The 22,064-nt window shown below is 43.8% G+C and carries 16 protein-coding genes; 6 read left to right on the plus strand and 10 right to left on the minus strand.

From position 1 onward, the window contains the following. Nucleotides 1-124: 124 nt before the first annotated feature. Complete coding sequence (gene menB / locus NDI34_RS08955) at nucleotides 125-958, minus strand: 1,4-dihydroxy-2-naphthoyl-CoA synthase (protein WP_190414934.1); 834 nt, start codon at nucleotides 956-958, stop codon at nucleotides 125-127. 154 nt (nucleotides 959-1,112) lie between these two features. Between menB and NDI34_RS08960 the strand changes: the two genes are divergently transcribed. Further along, nucleotides 1,113-3,299 carry a P-loop NTPase fold protein gene (locus NDI34_RS08960; protein ID WP_348232458.1) on the plus strand — a complete coding sequence of 729 codons (2,187 nt, stop codon included), beginning with the start codon at nucleotides 1,113-1,115 and terminating at the stop codon, nucleotides 3,297-3,299. Nucleotides 3,300-3,328: 29 nt separating this feature from the next. Here the strand turns inward: NDI34_RS08960 and menD are convergent, their stop codons facing one another. Next, entirely contained in the window at nucleotides 3,329-5,086 is a 1,758-nt protein-coding gene (gene menD / locus NDI34_RS08965; RefSeq protein WP_348232459.1) for a 2-succinyl-5-enolpyruvyl-6-hydroxy-3-cyclohexene-1-carboxylic-acid synthase, read from the minus strand. Between the two features lie 59 nt (nucleotides 5,087-5,145). Then, nucleotides 5,146-6,585: an isochorismate synthase gene (locus NDI34_RS08970; RefSeq protein ID WP_348232460.1), complete on the minus strand. Its 1,440-nt coding sequence runs from the start codon at nucleotides 6,583-6,585 to the stop codon at nucleotides 5,146-5,148. 644 nt (nucleotides 6,586-7,229) lie between these two features. On the opposite strand from NDI34_RS08970, the gene menA reads away from it, so the two are divergent. Genes menA through NDI34_RS08985 form a run of 3 tightly spaced genes read left to right on the plus strand, consistent with a single transcriptional unit; the run spans nucleotide 7,230 to nucleotide 10,645 of the window. After that, complete coding sequence (gene menA, locus NDI34_RS08975; protein ID WP_348232461.1) at nucleotides 7,230-8,156, plus strand: 2-carboxy-1,4-naphthoquinone phytyltransferase; 927 nt, start codon at nucleotides 7,230-7,232, stop codon at nucleotides 8,154-8,156. Nucleotides 8,157-8,159: 3 nt separating this feature from the next. Beyond that, nucleotides 8,160-9,245: an o-succinylbenzoate synthase gene (locus NDI34_RS08980; protein WP_348232462.1), complete on the plus strand. Its 1,086-nt coding sequence runs from the start codon at nucleotides 8,160-8,162 to the stop codon at nucleotides 9,243-9,245. Next, the gene (locus tag NDI34_RS08985; RefSeq protein ID WP_348232463.1) at nucleotides 9,245-10,645 is read left to right on the plus strand and encodes a 2-succinylbenzoate--CoA ligase; all 1,401 of its coding nucleotides are present in this window, start codon (nucleotides 9,245-9,247) and stop codon (nucleotides 10,643-10,645) included. Before NDI34_RS08980 ends, NDI34_RS08985 begins: the two co-directional genes overlap by 1 nt. Nucleotides 10,646-10,729: 84 nt before the next feature. Here NDI34_RS08985 and NDI34_RS08990 read toward each other — a convergent pair whose 3' ends face one another. From NDI34_RS08990 to NDI34_RS09010, 5 genes are all read right to left on the minus strand, one after another. Further along, nucleotides 10,730-11,143 carry a thioesterase family protein gene (locus NDI34_RS08990; RefSeq protein WP_190672207.1) on the minus strand — a complete coding sequence of 138 codons (414 nt, stop codon included), beginning with the start codon at nucleotides 11,141-11,143 and terminating at the stop codon, nucleotides 10,730-10,732. A 70-nt stretch (nucleotides 11,144-11,213) separates the two neighbouring features. Continuing rightward, nucleotides 11,214-13,397, minus strand: a complete 2,184-nt coding sequence (locus tag NDI34_RS08995; RefSeq protein ID WP_348232464.1) for a DEAD/DEAH box helicase — start codon at nucleotides 13,395-13,397, stop codon at nucleotides 11,214-11,216. After that, on the minus strand, nucleotides 13,394-14,716 hold the full coding sequence (locus tag NDI34_RS09000; RefSeq protein ID WP_190431918.1) for an ATP-binding protein: 1,323 nt from the start codon (nucleotides 14,714-14,716) through the stop codon (nucleotides 13,394-13,396). The genes NDI34_RS08995 and NDI34_RS09000 overlap by 4 nt, the downstream gene beginning before the upstream one ends. 148 nt (nucleotides 14,717-14,864) lie before the next feature. Next, on the minus strand, nucleotides 14,865-15,962 hold the full coding sequence (locus tag NDI34_RS09005) for a tellurite resistance TerB C-terminal domain-containing protein (RefSeq protein WP_348232465.1): 1,098 nt from the start codon (nucleotides 15,960-15,962) through the stop codon (nucleotides 14,865-14,867). A 63-nt stretch (nucleotides 15,963-16,025) separates the two neighbouring features. Further along, nucleotides 16,026-17,351 carry an ATP-binding protein gene (locus NDI34_RS09010; protein WP_190528913.1) on the minus strand — a complete coding sequence of 442 codons (1,326 nt, stop codon included), beginning with the start codon at nucleotides 17,349-17,351 and terminating at the stop codon, nucleotides 16,026-16,028. 88 nt (nucleotides 17,352-17,439) lie between these two features. On the opposite strand from NDI34_RS09010, the gene NDI34_RS09015 reads away from it, so the two are divergent. Both NDI34_RS09015 and NDI34_RS09020 read left to right on the plus strand, forming a co-directional pair. After that, a complete protein-coding gene (locus tag NDI34_RS09015) occupies nucleotides 17,440-17,760 on the plus strand; it encodes a TMEM14 family protein (protein WP_348232466.1) in 321 nt (106 codons plus the stop codon). Nucleotides 17,761-17,964: 204 nt separating this feature from the next. After that, nucleotides 17,965-19,650 (plus strand): DUF262 domain-containing HNH endonuclease family protein, encoded by a 1,686-nt coding sequence (locus NDI34_RS09020; RefSeq protein WP_348232467.1) that lies wholly within the window; start codon nucleotides 17,965-17,967, stop codon nucleotides 19,648-19,650. 84 nt (nucleotides 19,651-19,734) lie between these two features. On the opposite strand, the gene NDI34_RS09025 is transcribed toward NDI34_RS09020, so the two are convergent. Beyond that, a complete protein-coding gene (locus NDI34_RS09025) occupies nucleotides 19,735-21,846 on the minus strand; it encodes a PAS domain-containing protein (RefSeq protein ID WP_348232468.1) in 2,112 nt (703 codons plus the stop codon). A gap of 30 nt (nucleotides 21,847-21,876) precedes the next feature. After that, a partial coding sequence (locus NDI34_RS09030) for a transposase (protein ID WP_348232469.1) occupies nucleotides 21,877-22,064 on the minus strand: 188 nt, incomplete at its 5' end.

Genomic DNA, 22,064 nt, shown 5'->3' on the forward strand with positions numbered 1-22,064 from the left:
ATCGCACCTTATTTAAGTCAAGGTGCGATTTTTGATTGAAGAGCTTTGTAGGATACTTTTTTACAAAAGATGACTCTTTAAACCCGTTTTCTTTTAGAAAACGGGTTTTTCCATTTGCGAACGACTAAGGCAGCCAAGGGTATTGACGGAAATCGGGTGGACGTTTTTCCAAAAATGCCTGTTTGCCTTCGGCTCCTTCCTCAGTCATGTAATAAAGCAAGGTGGCATTACCGGCGAGTTCTTGCAAACCAGCTTGTCCATCGCAATCGGCGTTGAAAGCAGCTTTTAGACACCGGATGGCAATCGGGCTTTTTTCTAAAATTTCATTAGCCCACTGGATGCCTTCTTGTTCCAGCTGTTCTACAGGCACGACGCAATTCACTAAGCCCATTTCTAGTGCTTGCTGTGCGCTGTATTGGCGGCAGAGAAACCAAATTTCTCGCGCCTTTTTTTGCCCAACAATCCGGGCAAGATAGCTGGCACCAAATCCACCATCGAAGCTGCCGACTTTAGGGCCAGTTTGCCCAAAAACAGCATTATCTGCGGCGATGGTGAGGTCGCAAATCAGGTGCAGGACGTGTCCGCCACCGATGGCATAACCTGCCACAAGCGCAATGACGACTTTGGGCATGGAACGAATTAGGCGTTGCAAGTCTAGGACATTTAGGCGGGGGATGCCTTCATCGTCTACATACCCAGCTTGTCCCCGCACACTTTGATCGCCACCAGAGCAGAAGGCGTATTTGCCATCGGTGTGAGGGCCAGCGCCAGTAAATAATACGACGCCAATGCTAGTATCTTCGCGAGCATCGCAGAAGGCGTTGTAAAGTTCAAAGACGGTTTTGGGACGGAAAGCGTTGCGTTTGTGCGGGCGATTAATCGTGATTTTGGCGATACCGTCGCCTTTGTGATAGAGGATGTCTTCGTAGGTTTTGGCGGTTTGCCAGTTGATTTGCATAGAGAGTTGTGCAGTATTTCGAGTTGTGCAGTATTTCGGCTTGAGAATTTTAACCCAGTGTTTGAAATTACGGTGACTAGGTAGAACCTCAAGAGAGAGGAGGCTTGAGCGATCGCTGTGTCATCATGACGACAGGGCTAAGAAAAGGCATTTTATGGGACAGACTGAGAAGAATTCCGAAGTCGAATCTGAGAATTTTAATGCTTTATCGTCAGATAACGCTTTAACCAATCCGAAAGCAGATCGATTAGGATATGCAACCTTTGCAAGATATCTAGCAGACAGTATTTGCAAAATGAGCTTTCCGGAAGGCTTCGTGATTGCAGTCTACGGTTCCTGGGGTTCTGGCAAATCGACGCTGTTGAATTTTTTAGTTCACTATCTAAAGGAAAAACCAGAGAACGAGCAACCAATTATCGTACCCTTTAATCCCTGGTTGTTTTCCGGGCACGAAGATATCACAAGGCGCTTCATTGACCAATTACAGGCTGTTTTGAGTGAATTCAAATCTGTACCGAAAGGCTTAAAAGATCGACTAGCCGATTTCGGTAAACTGTTTTCTGAAATTCCTATTCCTTACGCTCCAGCGGGTAAGGTAGTAGAAAAAATATTTGACGATAAGCAAAAGGATACTTCCGACTTAAAAGAAGAAGTCGAAAACACACTGCTAAAGCAGCATCCGCGAATCGTGGTAACAATTGACGATATTGACAGGCTTGCCACTGACGAAATTAGACAGTTGTTTCGCGTTGTCAAAGCCATTCCAAATTTTACAAATGTTGTCTATGTCCTAGTCTGCGATAAAGAAATTGCCCTCAAAGCACTTGCAGACACGCAGGGGACAACTGGAGAAGCCTATCTTGATAAACTTGTTCAAGTTCCTTTTGAGTTACCAATTCCCAATAAAAATCTACTCCGCAGGCTACTTTTTGAAAAACTGAATTTCGTACTTGCTGACACCCCTACACAGCTATTAGATAGAAATTATTGGGGAAATATTTACTATCAAGGGATAGACCAATTTATTACCAACACTCGCGATATCACTCGTTTGATAAACACCTTAAGCATGACGTACCCGGCAGTTCAAGGTGAAGTAAACTCAGTGGATTTCATCGCTGTTGAGTCGCTGCGAGTCTTTTGCCCAACGATATATGACATCATTCGCAAAAATCCTAAAGCTTTTGCAGGAGACACAGATACCAAAGGTTTTATAAGTGCTACAGCGGACGAACTAAAATCTCTTTACAATTCTTGGCTTGCTCAGCTTCAAGATGAGGATAAAGAGCCAGTTAAACGGTTGCTATTGATCCTCTTTCCTAAGTTATCAGCGATTTGGGGTAATAATACCCAATACGTTGCACAACAAGAGTTAACATGGCGCAGACAACTGCGCGTATGCAGCTTAGAAGTATTTCCAGTCTACTTCCGTCTGGCGTTACCAGAAGGTGAATTATCGAATACCGAGATGAAAGCCATCCTTGCTTTGGCAGGCGATGCGAAGGCATTTGGAGAAACTCTTGTAGAACTCGCTAATCAAAAACGTCCTGAGGGTACGACGCAAGTTCGGATATTTTTGGAACAACTTGAGGATTACACTGAAAAAGAAATTCCTTTAAATAGCATTCCTTCAATTGTGCAAGCTTTATTGGATGTGGGCGATCGCCTTTTGCGTCCTGAAGACGAACCGTGCGGAATGTTTGATTTTGGAAATGATATCAGAATCGAGCGCATCATCTCACATCTGTTGCGTCGTCTTGAGGAACCAGCACGGTTTGAGGTGTTGAAACAGGCGATGTCAGATGGTAAGGCAGTTTTAACCATTGTGGACAAAGTAGTCGTCCTAGGTCAACAACACGGTAAGTTTGGAGCTAGTGAATCAAATCTAGAAGAAGAAAGACTTATCAGCGCACAGCACCTTGATGAACTTGAAGAAATTGCCTTAAATAAGGTGCAAGATGCCGTGCAGCAAAACTCCCTATTACAAACGCCAGGTTTAGCACATATCCTGTATTATTGGCGGGAGCAAACAAGCGAGGATGAAGTCAAACAGTGGGTTAAAGAGGCGATTAAAAACGACGAAGGGCTAGTTGATTTCTTTGAGAAGTTTTTTGAAAAAGCATTTAGAAAATCTGAGTCTAATATGGGTCAAAGCACCGGCTACGGGCTTGAGCCGAATTTACTTGAACCCTACGTTGACGTATCTTTAGCGATTAACCGGCTTAGGAGCCTTCTTGAAAAGGATTGTTTAACAGAAGAACAGAAAAATGCGATCGCGCGATTTATTGAAGAATATGACAGGAGTCAGCAGGAGAAAGATTCTGACGATCCATTAGCATGAAAGGCTGAATGATTCACCAGAGTTAACGTTCACAGGATATCTGCTGCCAATTTTCCCAAATTCTCTTTCCGCCATTTGGCATCTACCTTGCGATTGGTTGGCAACTCTAAAACCCGGAGTCCCTGCGATGGCAATGGGTTTAATCGTTGCTTCAGGTGTTCCCAGGATGTAATCACTTCATGCTCTACATTGTAAGTAGCACAAAGCTGAGCAAAATTTATATCCTGTGGTGTGGCAAAAAATTCTTCAAAGGGTGGGTTAAATTTGGAAATCGGCAACATTTCAAAGATGCCGCCGCCATTGTTGTTAATTAAAATTATGGTCAAATGCCCTATAAATTTACTTCTCAGTAAAAAGCCGTTAGTATCGTGCAATAAAGCTAAGTCACCTGTCAGCATCACAGTGCTTTGATTGCGATGTGCAATGCCTAAAGCAGTCGATAAGGTGCCATCAATGCCATTCGCGCCTCGATTAAAAAAGGGCTGAATCCCGGAATTGTTGGGTGCCCAGAAAAACTCTACATCTCGCACCGGCATACTATTAGAAATAAACAGAGGAGTGCCCGGTGGTAGCGTCTTGGAAAGTAACCAAGCGGCTTTTCCTTCAAAAAGTGTGTCCATTGTTGCCATCGTTTGGTCGATGGCTTTCCTGACCTTTGATTCGGCTTCACACCAACTGCTGAGATAAGACGCGATCGCTTGCGTCTCTACAAGTTCATTTGGGTAGGTTTGAAATAGGTGTTCTATGGAGATTCGCAGGTGGGTTGTATTGCCGTGCAAGGGATCTAAATTGTGGTGGCTGGGGTCAATTACCCATCGGCGCGGTTGAGTTTTATCTAGCCAGTTTCGCAGTTCTTTACTGGTAGGTAATTCACCGATTTGAATTACCATTTCTGGTGTCAGTTTTTGCGCTAACTGCTGATTACGCAGGATTAAGTCATAGGTAGAAATTAGATAAGGGTTCAGTTGACTATAGTTCCTTAATGGAGATAGTGCCTCAGCCAATACAGGCCATTTTAAAGATTTGGAGAGGTGCGCGATCGCGATCGCATACTCTTCCGGTATTTTCGGTTGTGCAGTCCCAGCGATAATAATTCCTCTGTCACATTGCTGCCACTCCTGTATGGGGTTGAAAGTGGTAGGTTGCAGGTTGAAAGTTGCTCCTAATGGCTGACAATTTGCAAAGAAATCTTCTTCTAGTAGAGACGTACCATTTTGCATCTCTACAGCACCGTCGGGAATTGGGGCGAGGGGGTCGCGGAAGGGGATGTTAAGATGAACGGAGCCTGGAGTCGGAAAGAGCGTTCTTTCCCACGCATACATCACTGTCTGCCGCAGATAACCCAGCATTCCCATCTCTAGAGAAGGCAACGCTAACTCAGCTTGCCAGTTGGGATAATTGCCAAATAATTTCACCTGATCGATCGTCTGTCCAGAATGACAATCTCGCAATTCTGGGGGGCGATCGGCGGTTAAAACTAAAAGCGGAATTCGACTTTCCCTAGCTTCAATTACGGCTGGGTAAAAATTTGCCCCGGCAGTTCCAGAAGTGCAAACTAACGCCACCGGCAATCCAGATTTTTTCGCAATTCCTAATGCCAAAAATGCAGCGGATCGTTCGTCTAAAACAGGAATGGCTTCTATTTCATCAGTTTGAGCGAAAGTAACAGTAAGGGGTGTTGAACGAGAACCTGGACAAATAACGGCCGTGGTTAATCCTAGCCGCTTTAATGTTTCGGTTAGGATGGAAGCCCAGAGGGAGTTGGTGTTACGAAAATCAACGGGCATTTAAAAGAAGAATGAACCGCAAAGACGCTAAGAAAGAAAGAGAGAAGAGAGAGTTCCGGCTAGACTAAGGCTTTTAGAAGTGCCTGGAGTTTAAGTTGAATTTCTGCTAATTCTTTGTCTGGATCGGAACCAGCAACGATACCGGCACCGGCGTAGAGTCTGGCACGACAGCCATCTATGAGTGCTGAGCGAATTCCCACAACAAATTCACTATTTCCTTGGCGATCTACCCAACCGAGGGGCGCGGCATATAATGACCTATTGAAGGTTTCATAGCGGCAAATTTCTTTCTGGGCACTCTCGCTGGGGACGCCAGCAACGGCTGGTGTCGGATGGAGTTCAGCCAGGATTTCTAAGGGATGAACGCCTGCCGGTATTTTCGCCTGAATGGGTGTCCATAAATGCTGAATATTTAAGAGTTTCAATAGCTGTGGTTGGGACAATACTTGAGGATTTAAACCTAGCTGGGAAAGGCGATCGCGAATAAAATCAATGACTACTCGATGTTCGCGCCTTTCTTTTTCACTGGTTAGTAACCGATTTGCTAATTCCGCATCTTCACTTGCTATTTTTCCTCTGGGTGCTGAACCTGCCAGAGCGTCCGTTACTAATTCATAGTCATGAATACTAATTAAACGTTCGGGACTTGCACCAATAAAACTTTGTCCCTTGCCGTTACTGGTGGAAAAAATATTGCAATCAGGATTGCGAGTTCGTAAATGATTGACGGAGGGAATTAACTGGAAAGGAATCGGGGAGATAACATCAAGGGCGTGAGCCAAAACAATTTTATGAATTTTTTCTTCCTGAATTGATGATAAAGCCTTAACCACCGATGATTTAAAATGGTTTACATCTGCAACATCGTGTTTCTTAAATAGTTTTCTGGCATCAATTGCAATATCGAGAAAAGATGCACTATGAAACCTTTCTAACCCAGTAACTCTGATTGCCTGAAATGTACGCCATAAGCTTTCAGTTAAATCTTGAATATTTATCTCTGAATCAATCAGAATATTTGCGACTACTACCGAAGTCTGATTTTTTAGAGAGATTTGCCATCGGGGTAAGAATACTGTGGCGGAAGGAAAAAGAGAATCCGCTCCTAGATTTTCATTAAAAAATGTAAAAGCGCAGAAAAAATGAGCGCCCGAAAAAGGTAAATTAACTTCACCAATACTCGTGGTATTGGCAATGCAAGATTGAATAAACTCCTGGGATTTGTTAAACCGATTGGGGCTTTCTAGTGTTAGCGCAGCTGCGGTGTCGATGGCAGCGATCGCTTCTCCTTGTGCTGGTTTTTCAAAGTAAAAGTGTAATTGATCGGGTCTAGCGATCGCCTGAAGGACAACCAACGGATCGACTGCTGGGATTTCTTGAGAAATACTGAGGATCTGTGTCTGTTTTTTTTGTACAGCAGTCTGCTTAAAGGCTAAAAGAAATTGATGCAGTTCGTGAGTGTCTTGAAAAAGATTTTTAAGATAGGGTGTGACTAGCATGGAAGGGAGGATAGGTTGGCAATTTGATGTTAATACAACTAGCTGTGGCTCCTGGTTTATTGTTAGTAATCGAACAAATCTATCCTAAGAGCCAATAGAATAATGACAGTCCGTTGAAAACTGGTCGTATCTGCCAGCCTTCCCCTCTTTTCTAAAATTAAGGTATGCTTACCAATAACCTTATTGAAATTCTTAATAATCCCCCAAAAATATTTTTTGAGGAATAAGGCTAAGCCTATGTATTGGTTTCTCTGTAGTATTTCTAGTCTACAAATTTCGCCTGCTTTTAAGATTGTCGTCATACTTTCAATGATTCCTTAACCTAAATTTCAGGATGATTACCGCAGGGGCATCTTCATTGATTAGATTTTAAAAACTCTTAAACATTGTATCTAAATCTACACTGTTTAGATAAAATGTGTGATTTGACAGAGCTGAATATGCGGGAGGTCATAACGAGTAGCTAGTTTTGAAAGAACCCGCTTAAGATTTGACATAGGCTAGTCTTCCATAGGTCAAGACACGACTGAAAACCTCTGTCACCCTACTAAAGGGCTTGTAACAAAGTCTGTAGCAAATATCCTATCACGGCTTTAGAGTTGTAAAATCTGGTAGCTGCTTGGTAATAGCATAAATTGAGACTAATGGATACAAAATTGATTAATCATCCCACCAGTGGAGGGGCAAACATCAGCGACCCCGGTCTTTGGATGGCAGCGATTAAGCCGCCCATGTACAGCGTTGCTATTATTCCAATTTGGGTGGGAACATCTGTTGCTTTTGCTGACACTCAAGTGCTTCAGGGAGCAATATTTTCTACATTTTTAATGTCAGCAATTTTGATTATTGCATGGCTGAATCTCAGCAATGATGTGTTTGATTCGGAGACGGGTATTGATAAGAACAAAGCCCACTCCTTGGTGAATTTGACAGGTAACAAATCATTAATTTTTTGGCTAGCAAATCTGTTTTTAGGGCTGGGTGTACTGGGAATCTTAGCGATCGCATGGTGGCAACAAGACCTCACAGTCATCGGATTGGTACTCCTGAGCTGTGCGTTGGGCTACAGCTATCAGGGACCTCCCTTTCGCTTAGGCTACCAGGGTTTGGGGGAAATTATCTGCTTTATTTGCTTTGGTCCCCTAGCAGTGGCGGCGGCTTATTATAGTCAAACCGGCACATGGTCGATGACCAGCCTTGCAGTGTCTATTATTGTAGGGATTGCCACGAGTTTAATTTTGTTTTGCTCCCATTTTCACCAGGTTGCGGACGATTTGGCAGCCGGGAAGCGATCGCCTATTGTCCGGCTGGGCACTAAAACAGGATCGCAGTTGCTGTCTTTGTTTAGCGGCAGCATTTATGCGCTAACCGGGCTATTTGTCGTTTTGCAAATTTTCCCCGTTTGGACGTTGCTAACCTTTGCGAGTTTGCCTTTCGCCATCAAATTATGCCGCCACGTCCACCAGTATCACGATCAACCGGAGAAGGTCAGTAACAGCAAATTCATCGCAGTATCCCTACATTTTTGGAGTGGACTGCTGTTGGGATTGGGGTTTGTACTGCCGTTATAGCTGATGCAATATCGGTTTGAGTTTCGTCCTTACCGGCGGAGGTTTGTGCGTCCCTTGCAAACCAGTCACGGCATCTGGGACATTCGAGAGGGCATCATCCTCCGCCTCACTGATGAGAACGGGCAAGTCGGCTGGGGCGAAGTTGCCCCCCTGAGCTGGTTTGGTTCCGAAACCTTAGAGCAAGCGCTGTCATTTTGTCGCCAGCTGCCGGAGGAAATTACCGATGAAACGATTTTCTCCATCCCATCTGCCCTTCCCGCCTGTCAATTTGGCTTCGAGTCCGCTTGGGAAGATACCTCTCATTTTCAGGATAAGGCAAACCTAACCCCCCAGCCCCCTTTCCCTGCTGGGGACGGGGGGGAATTGAAAGCCTCTCTCCAACCCCCCTTTTTAAGGGGGGAAAGGGGGGATCGAGAGGGGTTGGGGGAGAGGTTCAGCGAAAGCCTCACAAGAGAATATGCGTACAGCGGCTTACTCCCCGCTGGCGAGGCTGCTTTAAATCAATGGCAGACGCTGTGGAACCAGGAATATCGCACCTTCAAATGGAAAATTGGCGTTTACCCAATTGCCGACGAACTAAAAATTTTCCAACGACTTACCCAAACACTGCCAGAAGGGGTAAAACTGCGCCTGGATGCCAATGGCGGACTCAGTTACGAGGAAGCCAACCTGTGGCTGTGGACTTGCGACAATGTTATGGCGGAGGAATTACCTGTAGAAATTGAATTTCTCGAACAACCGCTGTCTGTGGCTCAATTTCAGGGGATGGCGGAATTAAGTATGTGCTACGCCACTGCGATCGCCTTAGATGAATCCGTGGCTACAATTGACCAGATGGCAGCTGCGTCCCGTGAAGGTTGGCGGGGGATTTTTGTCATTAAGCCCTGCATCGCCGGTTCTCCATCCCGTTTGCGCCAATTTTGCCAACAACATGAAATTGATGCCGTCTTCTCCTCCGTCTTTGAAACCGCTATTGGTAGGCAGGCAGCATTAAAGCTAGCAGCAGAATTATCCCGTCACAATCGAGCAGTCGGTTTTGGCATCAACCACTGGTTTGACGAAGATGAAGAAATCAGATTTAAGAATTGATGGAATCGCCACTAGACTATCTTAAAGAACGTGCTAATGATGACTGGCTGATTGGTTACGACAGCCGCAAATTTATTAATATTGCCGAGCAAGTATTTAATCAATTAACCCTGCTTGCAAACTCTGAAAATAAACCAAAAATATTACTAGCAGAGCGAGAACCAATACAATTTCTTGCCAGCTTCATTGCTGCCAGTGCCGCCGGTTGTCCAGTTTTCCTTTGTAATCCCAACTGGGTTAAACACGAATGGCAACAAGTTTTTGATTTAGTCCAACCAGACATCATCTGGGGAGATTGCCCTTATCCTTTCACCTCCCCATCTTGTAGAGACAAAAATCGCGTCTCTACAACTATCAACAACTGGATTATGATTCCCACCGGAGGTTCATCAGGGCAGACTCGATTTGCCATCCACACCTGGAAAACCTTAATGGAATCCGTACAAGGTTTTAGACAGTATTTTCAAATAAATCAAGTAAATTCTTTTTGTGTATTGCCTCTGTATCATGTCAGTGGTTTGATGCAATTTATGCGTTCCTTCACCTCTGGGGGAAGATTAGCAATTATGCCATTTAAAGAATTAGAATCTAGTGAAAAGTGCGATATCGATCCATCTGAATTTTTTCTATCCTTAGTACCCACTCAACTGCAACGTCTCCTACAAAGTCCAGAGTTAACCGCCTGGTTATCCAGCTTTCAGACAGTGCTTTTGGGAGGTGCCCCTGCGTGGATAGAACTTCTGGAAGAGGCGAGACGCCACAGCATCCGCTTAGCACCCACTTATGGCATGACAGAAACCGCCTCGCAAATTGCCACCCTCAAACCAGAATATTTTCTCAACGGTACTAACAATTGCGGTCAGATTCTCCCCCATGCCAAAGTGACAATTTGTAGTTCTAGCAGCGAGATATTAGAAATCAACCAAGTAGGAACTGTTACCGTTAAATCTGATTCTTTGGCACTTGGTTACTATCCTGAAAAATTTCCTAATCAACAACATTTCCAAGTAGATGATTTAGGCTTTATTGACGAACAGAGTAATTTAAATATTATCGGTCGTAGCAGTAACAAAATTATCACAGGTGGCGAAAACGTCTTCCCCTCTGAAGTAGAAGCTGCAATTCAAGCTACAGGTTTAGTTGCTGATGTCTGTGTAATTGGTTTACCCGACTCTCACTGGGGACAAATCGTAACAGCCGTTTATGTTCCCAGTAAATCAGACATTTCTACTTATACTCTACAAATAGAAATTGAAGATAAATTGAGCAAATTTAAACGCCCTAAATATTGGGTGCCAGTAGAAACATTACCAAGAAACGCTCAGGGAAAAGTGAACCGCGAACAGCTACAAAAAATTGCTTATAGTAGGGTATTTGAGTGGCAGTATAACGAAGTGTAACGCGCTCTATTAACTCCCTCTTCGCGTCTTTTGCGTCTAAAGCGCTAACACGCATCCGTGCCGCTACGCGAACGCTAATGGGGTTTATTCCTCTTCTTCCTTCCATTGCTGGAGCCATCGAATCATCTCCGCCGGAATTTCCTTTCTACTTCTAGTAGCTGCATCGATGCAAACGTGCCGAGTAATTGCTTGTGCGACTACCCGATTTTCTGCAATAAATTGGTAATTAACTTCAAATTTTTCAGATGAAAGATGTTGAGGAATTAACTGAATAACTACTTTGTCACCGCAATACATCGGACTGAAAAAATCAACGCTGGCATGAACAATAGGAATCGCAACATTCGGGTTGCTGAAAAACAACTTGAGATTGATATCCAAAGCCGCTAGAGATTCTTCATAAGCTTCGTGACACATCGCCAAGACATTAGCAAAGTAGACAACACCGGCGGCGTCGGTATCCTGAAAACGAATCGTTCGGGTATAAGTAAATGACATTTATAGATAGATGCGATCGCTTCGCCTTAAACTTTGTTTTACGCTTCCTCTAGCCTTTCTATTCTCTCATCTACCAACCACTAATAATTTTCTTCAGCTCTCCAACATCTAGACAATCGAAAGCAAAAGCTTTACGAAGCAGCTTGCTAGGAATAAAGTCATCATACTTTTGCATTTTTAAAGGTTCTTCAACAGCAACTAAATCTAACACCGTAATCCTTTTATTGCCAAACGCCAGGATTTCCGAGCCAAGCTCTTCAACCCCATCTTTTCCAAGTTTAACCGTCATAAAGTATGGTGCTTGACCCCCAATTTTCTTGATATCCAGAGACTCTCTACCAAATAAATTTAGAAACCTCTCTAAGGTGCGGTAAGCGACAGTACCCATCCAAGGAAAAATGCAGCAAGTTTTGCTTCCTAATGAAACGATGTTATTTCTTTCAAATTCCCAAAAGCGAGCTAATTGACGAGCTTCATTCAGACGTTTTTTAGCATTACTTTGTAAGTAGCTATACTGAGACTCTTCAAGCAAAACTCTTCGCATCCGTTCAAGAACTTTTGTATGAATATTGCTACTGCCACCATGCCAAGAAATTTTAGCTTGACCTTGTGCTTGTTTGACAAAAACCGTTTTTGTTTTAACATCGCTATCCAAAACTTCCCACGTTCTCCCTGCCAAGGCAAAGCAATTGCCAACAGGTGGAGGCATCAGGATACTGCCAATTTCCATCGATTCATCCCTAACAGCATACTCAACCGTGTCGGAAAAAACGGCGTAAAAATGAAAATTTTTTACAATTTTCTCCCCAGCTAATCCGATAATTAATTTGTCTCCCTCAGTCTGCTGAAGGTGGTCAATTCCTATCAAGTTTCGGAGCAATTGCCTAAAATCATCTTTAGATATAGCTGCAAAGGGTGGTAAGGCTAAAACTTGCTGAGCTAAAGCTGCGGGAGAGAGTTCCTCCAGCGCTGCTAAAATACTCATTGTTTGGTGATATAAAAGGCTAAAAGGATATTTAACCGGCTTGATTGGCTCAATCCAGCGTTCTTCTAAGTAAAGTTGGATAATTGCGATAGCTTGCAACAGTTGCCAAGGAATTTGATTAGGAAGCGATTCCTCTGTTGATAGTTCTTCCTCCGCGCAAACAAACCGCATATCTGCCGCACTTCCTCGCCTTCCCGAACGTCCCAATCTCTGCAAGAAACTGGATACAGATAAAGGCGCGTTTAATTGAATGACTCGCTCTAATTGACCGAGATCGATTCCTAATTCAAGCGTGATAGTTGCAGCAGTAACAGATGGAACTTTGGTATCGCGCATCGCATCCTCAGCCGCTTCCCTTAAGGAGGTAGAAATACTGCCATGATGGACGTGATAAATATCTGGTAATCCTTCAGCTTCGGCTATTTCACGCAGGCTGGCAATCACTGATTCTGTATCTGAGCGATTGTTAGCAAAGATCAGGCTTTTTCGAGATTTAGTGATATCAAAGATATGCCTGTAGTAAGGACTAACAACTAAATCATCAGTCTCATCTGTTTCAACGGGAGAAACAAAAAAATGCTCTAAAGCCAGATTGATTTTTCGTTTTCCTCCCTCGATATCCGGAGTAATTACTGGCGTTTCAGTTCCCAGTCGCAGCCAGTCTTCAGCGAGTGAGTAATCGCCAAGGGTAGCCGATAAACCAATCCGACGGGTGGGATTTTTTACAAATTTTGAAAGGCGTGCCAACTGGCAGAGAATTTGGCAACCCCGTTCGGAACCCATAAAAGCATGGATTTCATCAATAATGACAAAACGTAAATCTCCAAACAAGCGAAACAGTTGAGTATTTTTATTAATTAAGAGACTTTCTAAAGATTCTGGCGTTATTTGCAAAATCCCTTTGGGATCTTTTAGGAGTTGTTTCTTCCGAGCCTGAGAAACATCACCGTGCCAGTGCCAAACTGGAATATCCGCTTCTTTTAAAAGGTCATTTAAACGCTCAAATTGGTCGTTAATTAACGCTTTTATTGGGCTAATATAAAGTGCCCCAATCGTTGTAGATGGTTTTTGATGTAATAAAGTTAGAACGGGAAGAAAAGCTGCTTCTGTTTTCCCGGATGCGGTTCCGGCGGCGATTAACAAGTGAGCATCCGTGTCAAAAATAACCTTACAGGCTTCAACTTGAACGTCTCTTAATTCAGTCCAATCTTGGGCGTAAATGTATTCTTGAATAAAAGGCGCTAATTTAGCAAAAGCCTGTTCGCTCATAGGGTAAATTCTGCAAATTCAGTATTCCCATCTACCTCTGGGTTTTTGCCAGGAGAAGTCGGTTTAAAATTGGAACCATGAATGAGTTCTCTGAAAGAGATGTTGGGGTTTTGTTGAAGGATATTCAAAATACTGATAAAATCGCGGACAACTTCACGGGGTGTCAAGAATTTGTCTGCACCTAAGCGATTGATAACTTCTTGCATAAACTCTTGCAAGTCACTCGGTTTCAGAGTTTTATTATAGTTGTAATGAGTAGCATGAATATCCACCAATCGGTGCAAAAGCTCGGATATATTTTGCTGGGTTAATATTTCTAGCTGGATGACGGGTGCTGAGGTATCCTGATGACCTCCTTTGACACGGCTGCTTAAGCGCGATCGCAATGCTTCATCACTGTATAACCCCCGGCGTTTGTCCTCCACAAATTCTGGCGTTCCTCCGATAAAAATGCCGAGATTTTCTGCTCTTCCCTGCATCGTATCGTTGAACATTGCCAATAGCTTATCGTAGTTTTTTTGACGGGAAGCGGTATGAGTAATTTTGTACAAATGAACGGCTTCATCCACCAAAATTAAAAGCCCTTTGTAGCCAATATCTGAAACAAACTTTGCAACTAGCTTGATGTAGTCATACCAAGTTTCATCGTCAATGATGACACGTACTCCCAGCGCGGTTTTTGCCTCAGTCTTCGTCCCAAATTCCCCTCGAAGCCAACGTAGCGCTGCTTCCTTTTTATCATCATCTTCCGAACGATAGCCGCGCCAATAAGCGATGATGACATTCGCAAAGTCGAACCCGTGAACTAAACCTTCTATATCCTTAACGACTTCCCGAATTTTCTCTTCTACTTTATCGTCAAACCCAGTGTCGTTGGGTCGCATCCCGCTTTCTTGTGCAACTTGGTTTTGAATATTATTAATCCATCCTTCCAAAATGGGTGTGAAAGCGCCACCTTCTGGGCGAATTTTGGTGGAAAGATTCTGCATTAATTCTCGATAAGTTGCAACCCCTTTTCCGTCAGTTCCTGCGAGTCGCCGTTCGGGAGATAAATCAGCATCAGCTACTACGAAACCTCTTTCCATCGCGTGGTTGCGAATCAGTTGTAGCATAAAGCTTTTACCGGAACCATAGCGTCCTACAACGAAGCGAAACCCGGCACCGCCTTCGCCAATATTATCGAAATCCTGTAAAATAGCTTTGACTTCTTTTTCGCGTCCCACAGCAATATGTTCCAGACCGATTCTAGGAACAACACCTGCACCAAGAGAACTGATTAAAGCATTCGATATTCTTTTGGTAATTTTGATTTTTGTCATGATTTAAAATAATTTATTTGTTGCTATATAGGCGGACAAAGCTTTGACGTTTCTCATTCTGTCTCACCTACGAGGAATGAGGTGAGGTTTTTGATTCGGTTTACTTAGGTTTTATAATAAATTTTGATAAATTGTTAGTTTTATAAAACTAAGTTTCGAGCATATTCTTCACTTTTGTCAAGTGTTCTTCTGCGATCGCAGGCGGAATCGATGCCGAACCTGGTTCAATGATAAAATCGCCAATGGTATCTATAGCACGTTCGTTTATTGCATCTATCAATAGTTGAGGCATAGTTATATTTGTCTCAGCGATTTTCTTGAGAGTTGCACCTGGATTGTTTTGCTCTACTATGGCTTTGATTATCTGAATATCATCATTCGTAAGTTTTGTTTTTAGAGCAGTCCATTCCGCCGATAAGTTTTCTACTGATTGTTTTCTTTGTATTTCCAAAAAAGGGATTGTTTGGGATTGTCCTTTTTGAGGTTTTTGGAAGTTTAAGTTCCCACTCTTTAACTGCTCGTATTCCAACTTTAAAGAGGATACTTGCCCTTGCAACTGACCTAATTCTACTTTCAAAGACGCCAGAGATTGATTCAGCACCCCTCTCTGTGTTTCCAGCGTCTGAAGCTGAGCTTGCAGATTATCTACTTCTGATTGTAAAGGGCGTTTTTGTTTTTTGAGATTAGTAATTTCCTGTTCAAGGATGGTTTTCTGATTCTGATTATCTGCAACTTGATCTTGCAGTTTTTTGAATTCCGTTTTCAGGGAATTTAAGCTAGTTTCTGTCTTCTGCTTTTCCGATGTTGCAGCCAACAAGGATTCATTGAGTTCTGCTTTTTGCCTTTCCAGAACCTCAAGTTGAGTTTGGAGAATAAACCCTTGTTCTTCTAGTTGGTATCTATAAGCTCCTAAAGTGGACACTTCCCGATTAATGACCTCTCTTCGGGTATAGCTTTCTGCTATTTGTCCGTGCAATTGGTTTAGGTTTGACTCCAAATAATAGAGATCATCTTCTAAGTTTTGTCTTTCATCGGAAATCGCTTGAATTTCATTTTGTAGAAAAAACTTCTGCTTTCTTTGTTTAATTTGTACAACAATGGCTCCTGCATAAGTAGCAGGTACAGTAATTAAACCTGTAACCAAGGCTTTTGGGAAATCTCGGTTGGCAATAAAGCTCAGGAAAAAGCTCACACCGAAGGCAATTAAACCCAGTAAAATCCGATTGCTTACCTTAACCGATCGCATATCATTTTTTGTGAGATAAAGTCAGCATTTCCCAAGTTCTAATTCATCCGAACAGAATTCTAATTATGTGTTTAATCTACGAGATTCTGAACCAGTAACAGCTAAATCTGCCCTGAGAAAGTCAATGAATTGCCGTGCTGTACGTCCAGAACGCCCGTTGTGGCGAGTTGCCCACTGTAAGGCACGATACTCTAAATCTTCCTGAGTGAGGGAAATGTCGGCTTGGGTTGCGAGATGGCGAACAATGCTTAGGTAGGTGTTCTGATCGGCGGGTTCAAAGGTTAAAGTCAGACCAAAGCGATCGCTAAACGACAGCTTTTCCTGAACCGTATCCCAGGCGTGAATTTCTTCATTGTCCTTGGGACGAGGGCGATCGCTAAAAAATTCTCGAATCAGATGCCGTCGATTAGATGTGGCATAAACTACCACATTTTGAGGACGGGCGGTTAAATTGCCCTCCAGCACCACTTTAAGAGCTTTGAAAGCGTCGTCATCCTCCTCAAAGGAGAGATCGTCAACAAAGATGATGAACTTCTGAGGCACACCCCGCAACTGCTCGACAATGGTTGGTAAATCTTTCAGTTCAGATTTGGCAACTTCGACGAGGCGGAGGTTTCCCGTATCAGGCTCATTTAACAACCCCTTCACCAAAGAAGATTTGCCGCTACCACGACTGCCGTAGAGCAAAACGTGTAAAGCTGGATGACCGGCGAGTAAAAATTTTGTATTCTTCAGCAAAGAGTCTTTCTGAGACTCGTAGCCGACTAATTCTGGAAGCTGCACGGGATCGGCATATGAAATGCCTACCAACTGCCCAGATTGCCAGCGTAACGCCCGATAAGAAGCAAACAGCCCCGTTCCGTATTGCTGATAATGAGCGGCTAAAGATTCCAGCAAATCTACCCAATTTTCTGACATTTGGAATTTCTCCCAAATGGGCAATTCGTGAATTGCACCTACCCTATCCTGCTGCTGGTTCCAGGCGACTGGTGCCGCGAGTAACTTGGCTGTGGCTTGCACCCACCGGCTCAACTGGTCGCTACTGCAATTGTAGAGGCTCTGCAAGGCTTGTAAATCGTGCTGGGCAGCAGCTACCAGCGCCGGAGGCAGTAAAGACGATTGCTGGACTTGCTTGCTAAAAGGATTGTCAGTTCTGAGAATTTGGGTAATTAGGTAGTCTTGCCAACCTTGATTTCTGGCGGCTAAAGCTTGAAACCAAGTGCCGTAAGCTTGCAGGCAAGCCAGTCCATTGGTGTTGCTGCTGCTTAAGGCTTGTAGCAGATTCAGGAAAGCCGTGCCGACTTCCCCACGGAGGACGGATTGATAAAGTAACAGAGAAGCAGCTTGACGTTGCAGAAATTCGATTGAAGCGATCGCTTGAGTATCCATTAATCAACTGAGTGGTGTATCTCAGCTATGGTAAATTGTCTCCCGACGCTAGAAATAAGTTCTATTCAAGCAATGAGGTTTTAACTAGATGAATCTGGGTACTATCGCCGCGATCGCTTACGGAATTTTAGCCATTGTCGGCGGCATCATGGGCTACTCTCAAGCTCAAAGCAAAGCGTCGTTGATTTCTGGCAGTATCAGCGGCTTATTACTCATTCTCGGCGGCGTGATGTTATTGCAGGGACAAGCGTGGGGGCTGATTTTAGCAACTGTTGTCACCGCTGTTCTCATCATTGTCTTTGCCATCCGGTTGTTTAAAACTCGCAAATTTATGCCTGCGGGATTAATGACGCTCTTAGGTTTGGCGGCGCTGGCGGTGATGATTCAACAACTGGTTGCGATCGCGTAGCGGCGCTTCTAGCTTTCTGGATCTATCCCAAGCGATCGTGCCTGCTTTATTGGCACGATCTCCAAAATTAACACCCTTCATTCTTAAATCAGCTAAGCCATCAAAAAACTCAGAGAATCCGGCAACATTTCAATTTAGTAGCGACGGCAGGGAACACTAACCTTAGCGAAGCTTTTGCCCACATAGTCGCTTAAGGAGCTACCCATGAGTACCGTCAAAATTCAAGCTACTGAATATCCTATTCAGAAAGTATTTAGCAATGATTTTGTCTTCACCATTCCCCTGTACCAGCGTCCCTATGCCTGGACTACTGAGCAAGCTGGAGAATTGCTTCAAGACCTAATTGTATCCTTGGGTGACGGTAACGAGCCAATTGATGATATAAATCCCTACTTCCTGGGCAGCATTGTACTAATAAAGGCAGATAAACCAGACGCTCAAGTTGTTGATGGTCAACAACGTCTGTCAACGCTCACTATACTACTTTCAGCTCTGCGGACGTTAGTACAGCCCAAATATGCCAATGCCTTAACTAAGTTGCTCTACGAAGAAAGCGACCCAATCCTTGGCTACCCTAACCGATACCGTTTGACTTTGGCAAAGCGAGATGCAGAGTTTTTCAAGGAATACATTCAGGATGAAGGCGGTATTAGCAAACTGGAATCTTTACACTCAACTGCGCTTTCAGATAGTCGTAAAAATATTAAAGAAAACGCGCTGTTATTCCTGAAAGAGCTAGGGAGATTTTCCGAATCTCAGCGGGTTCGGCTCGTGCAATTCATTATTACAAGATGTTTTCTGGTAGTAGTTTCAACACCAGACTTAGAATCTGCATATCGGATATTTTCTGTGCTGAATGGTCGGGGTCTAGACCTGTCACTTCCCGATATTTTAAAAGCCGAGATTATCGGGCAAATTCCTGATGACCAAAAGGAAGCATACACTTGCAAATGGGAAGATATCCAAGAGAAACTAGGTCGGGAGACGTTTGAAGACCTTTTTTCATACATTCGCATGATTGCTCGTAAGGCAAAACTCACTGGTAGCATCCTCAAGGAATACCGTGAACATATTAAACCTTGGAATAATTCTCAGGAGTTTATCAAGACAACTTTATGCCCTTTAGCTGATGCTTTCTACAAAATTAAGAATACAAACTATGTAAGCGATAAACACGCCGAAGAAGTAAATAAACTGTTTAAGCAGTTAAATGATATCGATAATTCTGACTGGATACCTCCAGCTATTCTCTATCTCTCTCGTAACCACAGCCATCCTGAGCGATTGGTGAAATTCTTTACTGAATTAGAACGTCTTGCGGCGGGTTTGATGATTAAACGGGCAAATATTAACGAACGCATTGAACGCTATCGTCGCTTGCTAACTGCCATTGAGCATGAGGAAGATTTATATACACCCGATTCACCACTCCAAATTACATCAGAAGAAAAGAATGATATTCTCAAAATGTTGGATGGCGACCTCTACCTGACTCAAAAAATTCGTTTATTTGTATTGCTACGTCTAGATGCGGCTCTGTCAGAAGGTGAAGCCTCATACAACTTTCCCACCATTACTGTCGAGCATATATTACCGCAAAATCCTGCCCATGATAGTCTGTGGGTGAAGTCCTTTACAAGCTTGGAAGAACGCGAAAAATATGTGCATCGTTTAGGAAATCTGGCTTTACTCTCTTGTTATAAAAACAGTGAAGCGCAAAACTATGACTTTGATGTGAAAAAGCAAAAGTATTTCACCACTAAAAAAGGTGTTTCTCCTTTTGCGCTAACAACTCAAGTGCTAATGGAACAGGAATGGACACCCGAAGTCATTGAGGCGCGGCAGAAAAAGCTTATCGGCGTTCTCCAGAAAGTCTGGCGCTTAGAGTAGTAGGCTAACGCCAAGGCGATCGCTTCCTCATTTTCTCTAGTCCAGAGTGCGATCGCTCCTACTTTTTCTGAAGTTTAGATGTGCCTAAACCATCTGCCGAAGTGGAATCTCAATAATAAACTCCGCTCCTCCTCCCGGAGCTGAGAGACATTGCAATTGACCATTGTGCTTTTCTACAACAATCTGGTAGCTAATTGCCAAACCCAGTCCAGTGCCTTTGCCAATGGCTTTGGTAGTAAAAAAGGGATTAAATAGCTGTTGTCTCACCGCCTCTGTCATTCCAGAGCCATTATCCGCAATTTTGATAACGACGCGATCGCACTCTAGTACCTCAGTGCGAATTTTGATCCAGCTGGGATTTGCCTTGATTTCGGAAAGCGATCGCTGTTTGTTATACTCATCCAACGCATCAATGGCATTCGCGAGCAAATTCATAAACACTTGATTGAGCTGTCCTGCGTAGCACTCGACTTTAGGTAAGTGACCGTACTCCTTAATCATCTGAATGTTCGGATGATCCGGTTTTGCTTTCAGACGGTTATGCAGAATCATTAGGGTACTATCAATTCCTTCGTGAATATCAACCGCCTTCATTTCAGCTTCGTCAATTCGCGAAAAATTCCGCAAGCTAAGAACAATTTCCCGGATGCGATCTGCTCCCACCTTCATTGATGACAACAGGTTAGGAAAATCTTCCATCATAAAATCTAGGTCAATCGCTTCTATCTCTTCCTGAATTTCTGGCGTTGAGTTCGGGTATTGCTGATGATAGAGCCGCAATAGATTTAATAAATCTTGGGTGTATTCTCTGACATGGGTGAGATTCCCAAAGATAAAGTTAACTGGGTTATTAATTTCGTGAGCAATTCCTGCAACCAATTGTCCTAAACTGGACATTTTTTCGCTTTGGATTAGTTGACCTTGAGTGCGTTGGAGTTCTTGGAGAGTATGTTCTAGCTGCTGATTTTTTTCTTTTAACTGAACTTCTTTCTCCCGACGGGCTTTCTCAGCTTGTTTGCGAGCGGTAATATCCATCACGGTGACACCAAGACCCATCGGCTTGCCATCTTCTCCAGGTATGGGAAATTGAGAAGTCAACCAGTGCATCAGGACGCCTGGATTGCCAGGTAATTCACCGCACGTCTCCATGTTGAGAATCGCTTCGCCTGTCGTCAGTACTTTGCGTAATGTCGATTCGATCGCTTGTGCAGCGTCGGGCAAGACTTCAGCCAGGGATCTTCCTAAATGTTCTTCTACAGACACGCCATTGAAGTGTGCTAGCGCTTCGTTGATTTGCAGATATCGCATCTGGTCGTCAAGAATACAGAGTCCGACCGGCGCAACGTTAATAAATGAGTTCAAAAGCTGCTCGCGCCGCGCTAATTCTTTTTCCAACGCCTTGCGATCGCTAATGTCTCGCGACATCCCAATCAAACCGATAACGTTTCCTTGGGGATCGCGGTAGATGTTTTTTGTTGAGAGATACGTCACCGCGATGTCATTGATATAGACAATTTCCTCTAACGTCTGAGTTGTCCCAGAAGCCATAATTCTGCGGTCAGTCTCCATAAGTTGAGGGGCGACCTCAGGTGGAAATACCTCGGAGTCATCCTTCCCAATCATCTCCTCTACAGACTTGCCAAGGAGGTGGGCACCAGTGGAGTTGATCATTAAGTAGCGACCCTGAAGATCCTTGATAAAAATGATATCAGTCGTTCCTTCAATGACTGCATTCAAGAGGTTATAGCTTACTTGGAGCGCCTCCTCTGTCTCCTGGTGTTCGGCAATTCGCTGGTGTAATTGCTCGTTCAGTTGACTCAGCTCGATCGTGCGCTCCTCAACTCTATCTTCTAGCTCTTGATTCACCTGTTTCAGTGCTGCTTCTGCTCGGTGGCGCTGGCTGTCAACCGCATTCAGGAATCTGGCATTCCACCAAATTAAAAAGGCAAAAATAACTACGTTAAAGACGCCAAAAAGAGCCAGCCCAAGTTCGCTGTCATAAATCTGAGATTGGTAGCCGCATAATATGAACCAGCCCAGCACTGAGGGAATGCCAATCGCGGCTGGCGACATCCGCCGCACCATCAATCCGCCTGCTTTGTCGCTTGTAACAACTGTCATTAGTCCTCGATCTGGACAAGCAAACAGGACTCCGGTGGAAAGCAGGATGAATGCGATCGCTGTGTGCAACGCCACACCTGTGTTGTATAGCAATCGCCAAGGTAATTAGGACGACAAGCATAAGACATGCTCGATTGCATCTCGCAAACAATTAAACTGGTCGAGTTGTTTGCGGATGCGGCTCTTGAGCCAAGACCAGCAGTTCTCAATTTTGTTGAGGTCGGGGGAGTAAGGTGGTAAATACCAAAGTTGAGCACCAGCCGCTCGAATCAACTGCTCAATCCGCCCGCCCT

This window comes from Trichocoleus sp. DQ-U1 (genome assembly GCF_039961925.1).
Classification (GTDB): domain Bacteria; phylum Cyanobacteriota; class Cyanobacteriia; order Cyanobacteriales; family FACHB-T130; genus FACHB-T130.

Bases quoted from the DNA above. Each gene is read 5' to 3' on its own strand.
- menB (WP_190414934.1), bottom strand. From the start codon at position 958: ATGCAAATCAACTGGCAAACCGCCAAAACCTACGAAGACATCCTCTAT.
- NDI34_RS08960 (WP_348232458.1), top strand. From the start codon at position 1,113: ATGGGACAGACTGAGAAGAATTCCGAAGTCGAATCTGAGAATTTTAAT.
- menD (WP_348232459.1), bottom strand. From the start codon at position 5,086: ATGCCCGTTGATTTTCGTAACACCAACTCCCTCTGGGCTTCCATCCTA.
- NDI34_RS08970 (WP_348232460.1), bottom strand. From the start codon at position 6,585: ATGCTAGTCACACCCTATCTTAAAAATCTTTTTCAAGACACTCACGAA.
- menA (WP_348232461.1), top strand. From the start codon at position 7,230: ATGGATACAAAATTGATTAATCATCCCACCAGTGGAGGGGCAAACATC.
- NDI34_RS08980 (WP_348232462.1), top strand. From the start codon at position 8,160: ATGCAATATCGGTTTGAGTTTCGTCCTTACCGGCGGAGGTTTGTGCGT.
- NDI34_RS08985 (WP_348232463.1), top strand. From the start codon at position 9,245: ATGGAATCGCCACTAGACTATCTTAAAGAACGTGCTAATGATGACTGG.
- NDI34_RS08990 (WP_190672207.1), bottom strand. From the start codon at position 11,143: ATGTCATTTACTTATACCCGAACGATTCGTTTTCAGGATACCGACGCC.
- NDI34_RS08995 (WP_348232464.1), bottom strand. From the start codon at position 13,397: ATGAGCGAACAGGCTTTTGCTAAATTAGCGCCTTTTATTCAAGAATAC.
- NDI34_RS09000 (WP_190431918.1), bottom strand. From the start codon at position 14,716: ATGACAAAAATCAAAATTACCAAAAGAATATCGAATGCTTTAATCAGT.
- NDI34_RS09005 (WP_348232465.1), bottom strand. From the start codon at position 15,962: ATGCGATCGGTTAAGGTAAGCAATCGGATTTTACTGGGTTTAATTGCC.
- NDI34_RS09010 (WP_190528913.1), bottom strand. From the start codon at position 17,351: ATGGATACTCAAGCGATCGCTTCAATCGAATTTCTGCAACGTCAAGCT.
- NDI34_RS09015 (WP_348232466.1), top strand. From the start codon at position 17,440: ATGAATCTGGGTACTATCGCCGCGATCGCTTACGGAATTTTAGCCATT.
- NDI34_RS09020 (WP_348232467.1), top strand. From the start codon at position 17,965: ATGAGTACCGTCAAAATTCAAGCTACTGAATATCCTATTCAGAAAGTA.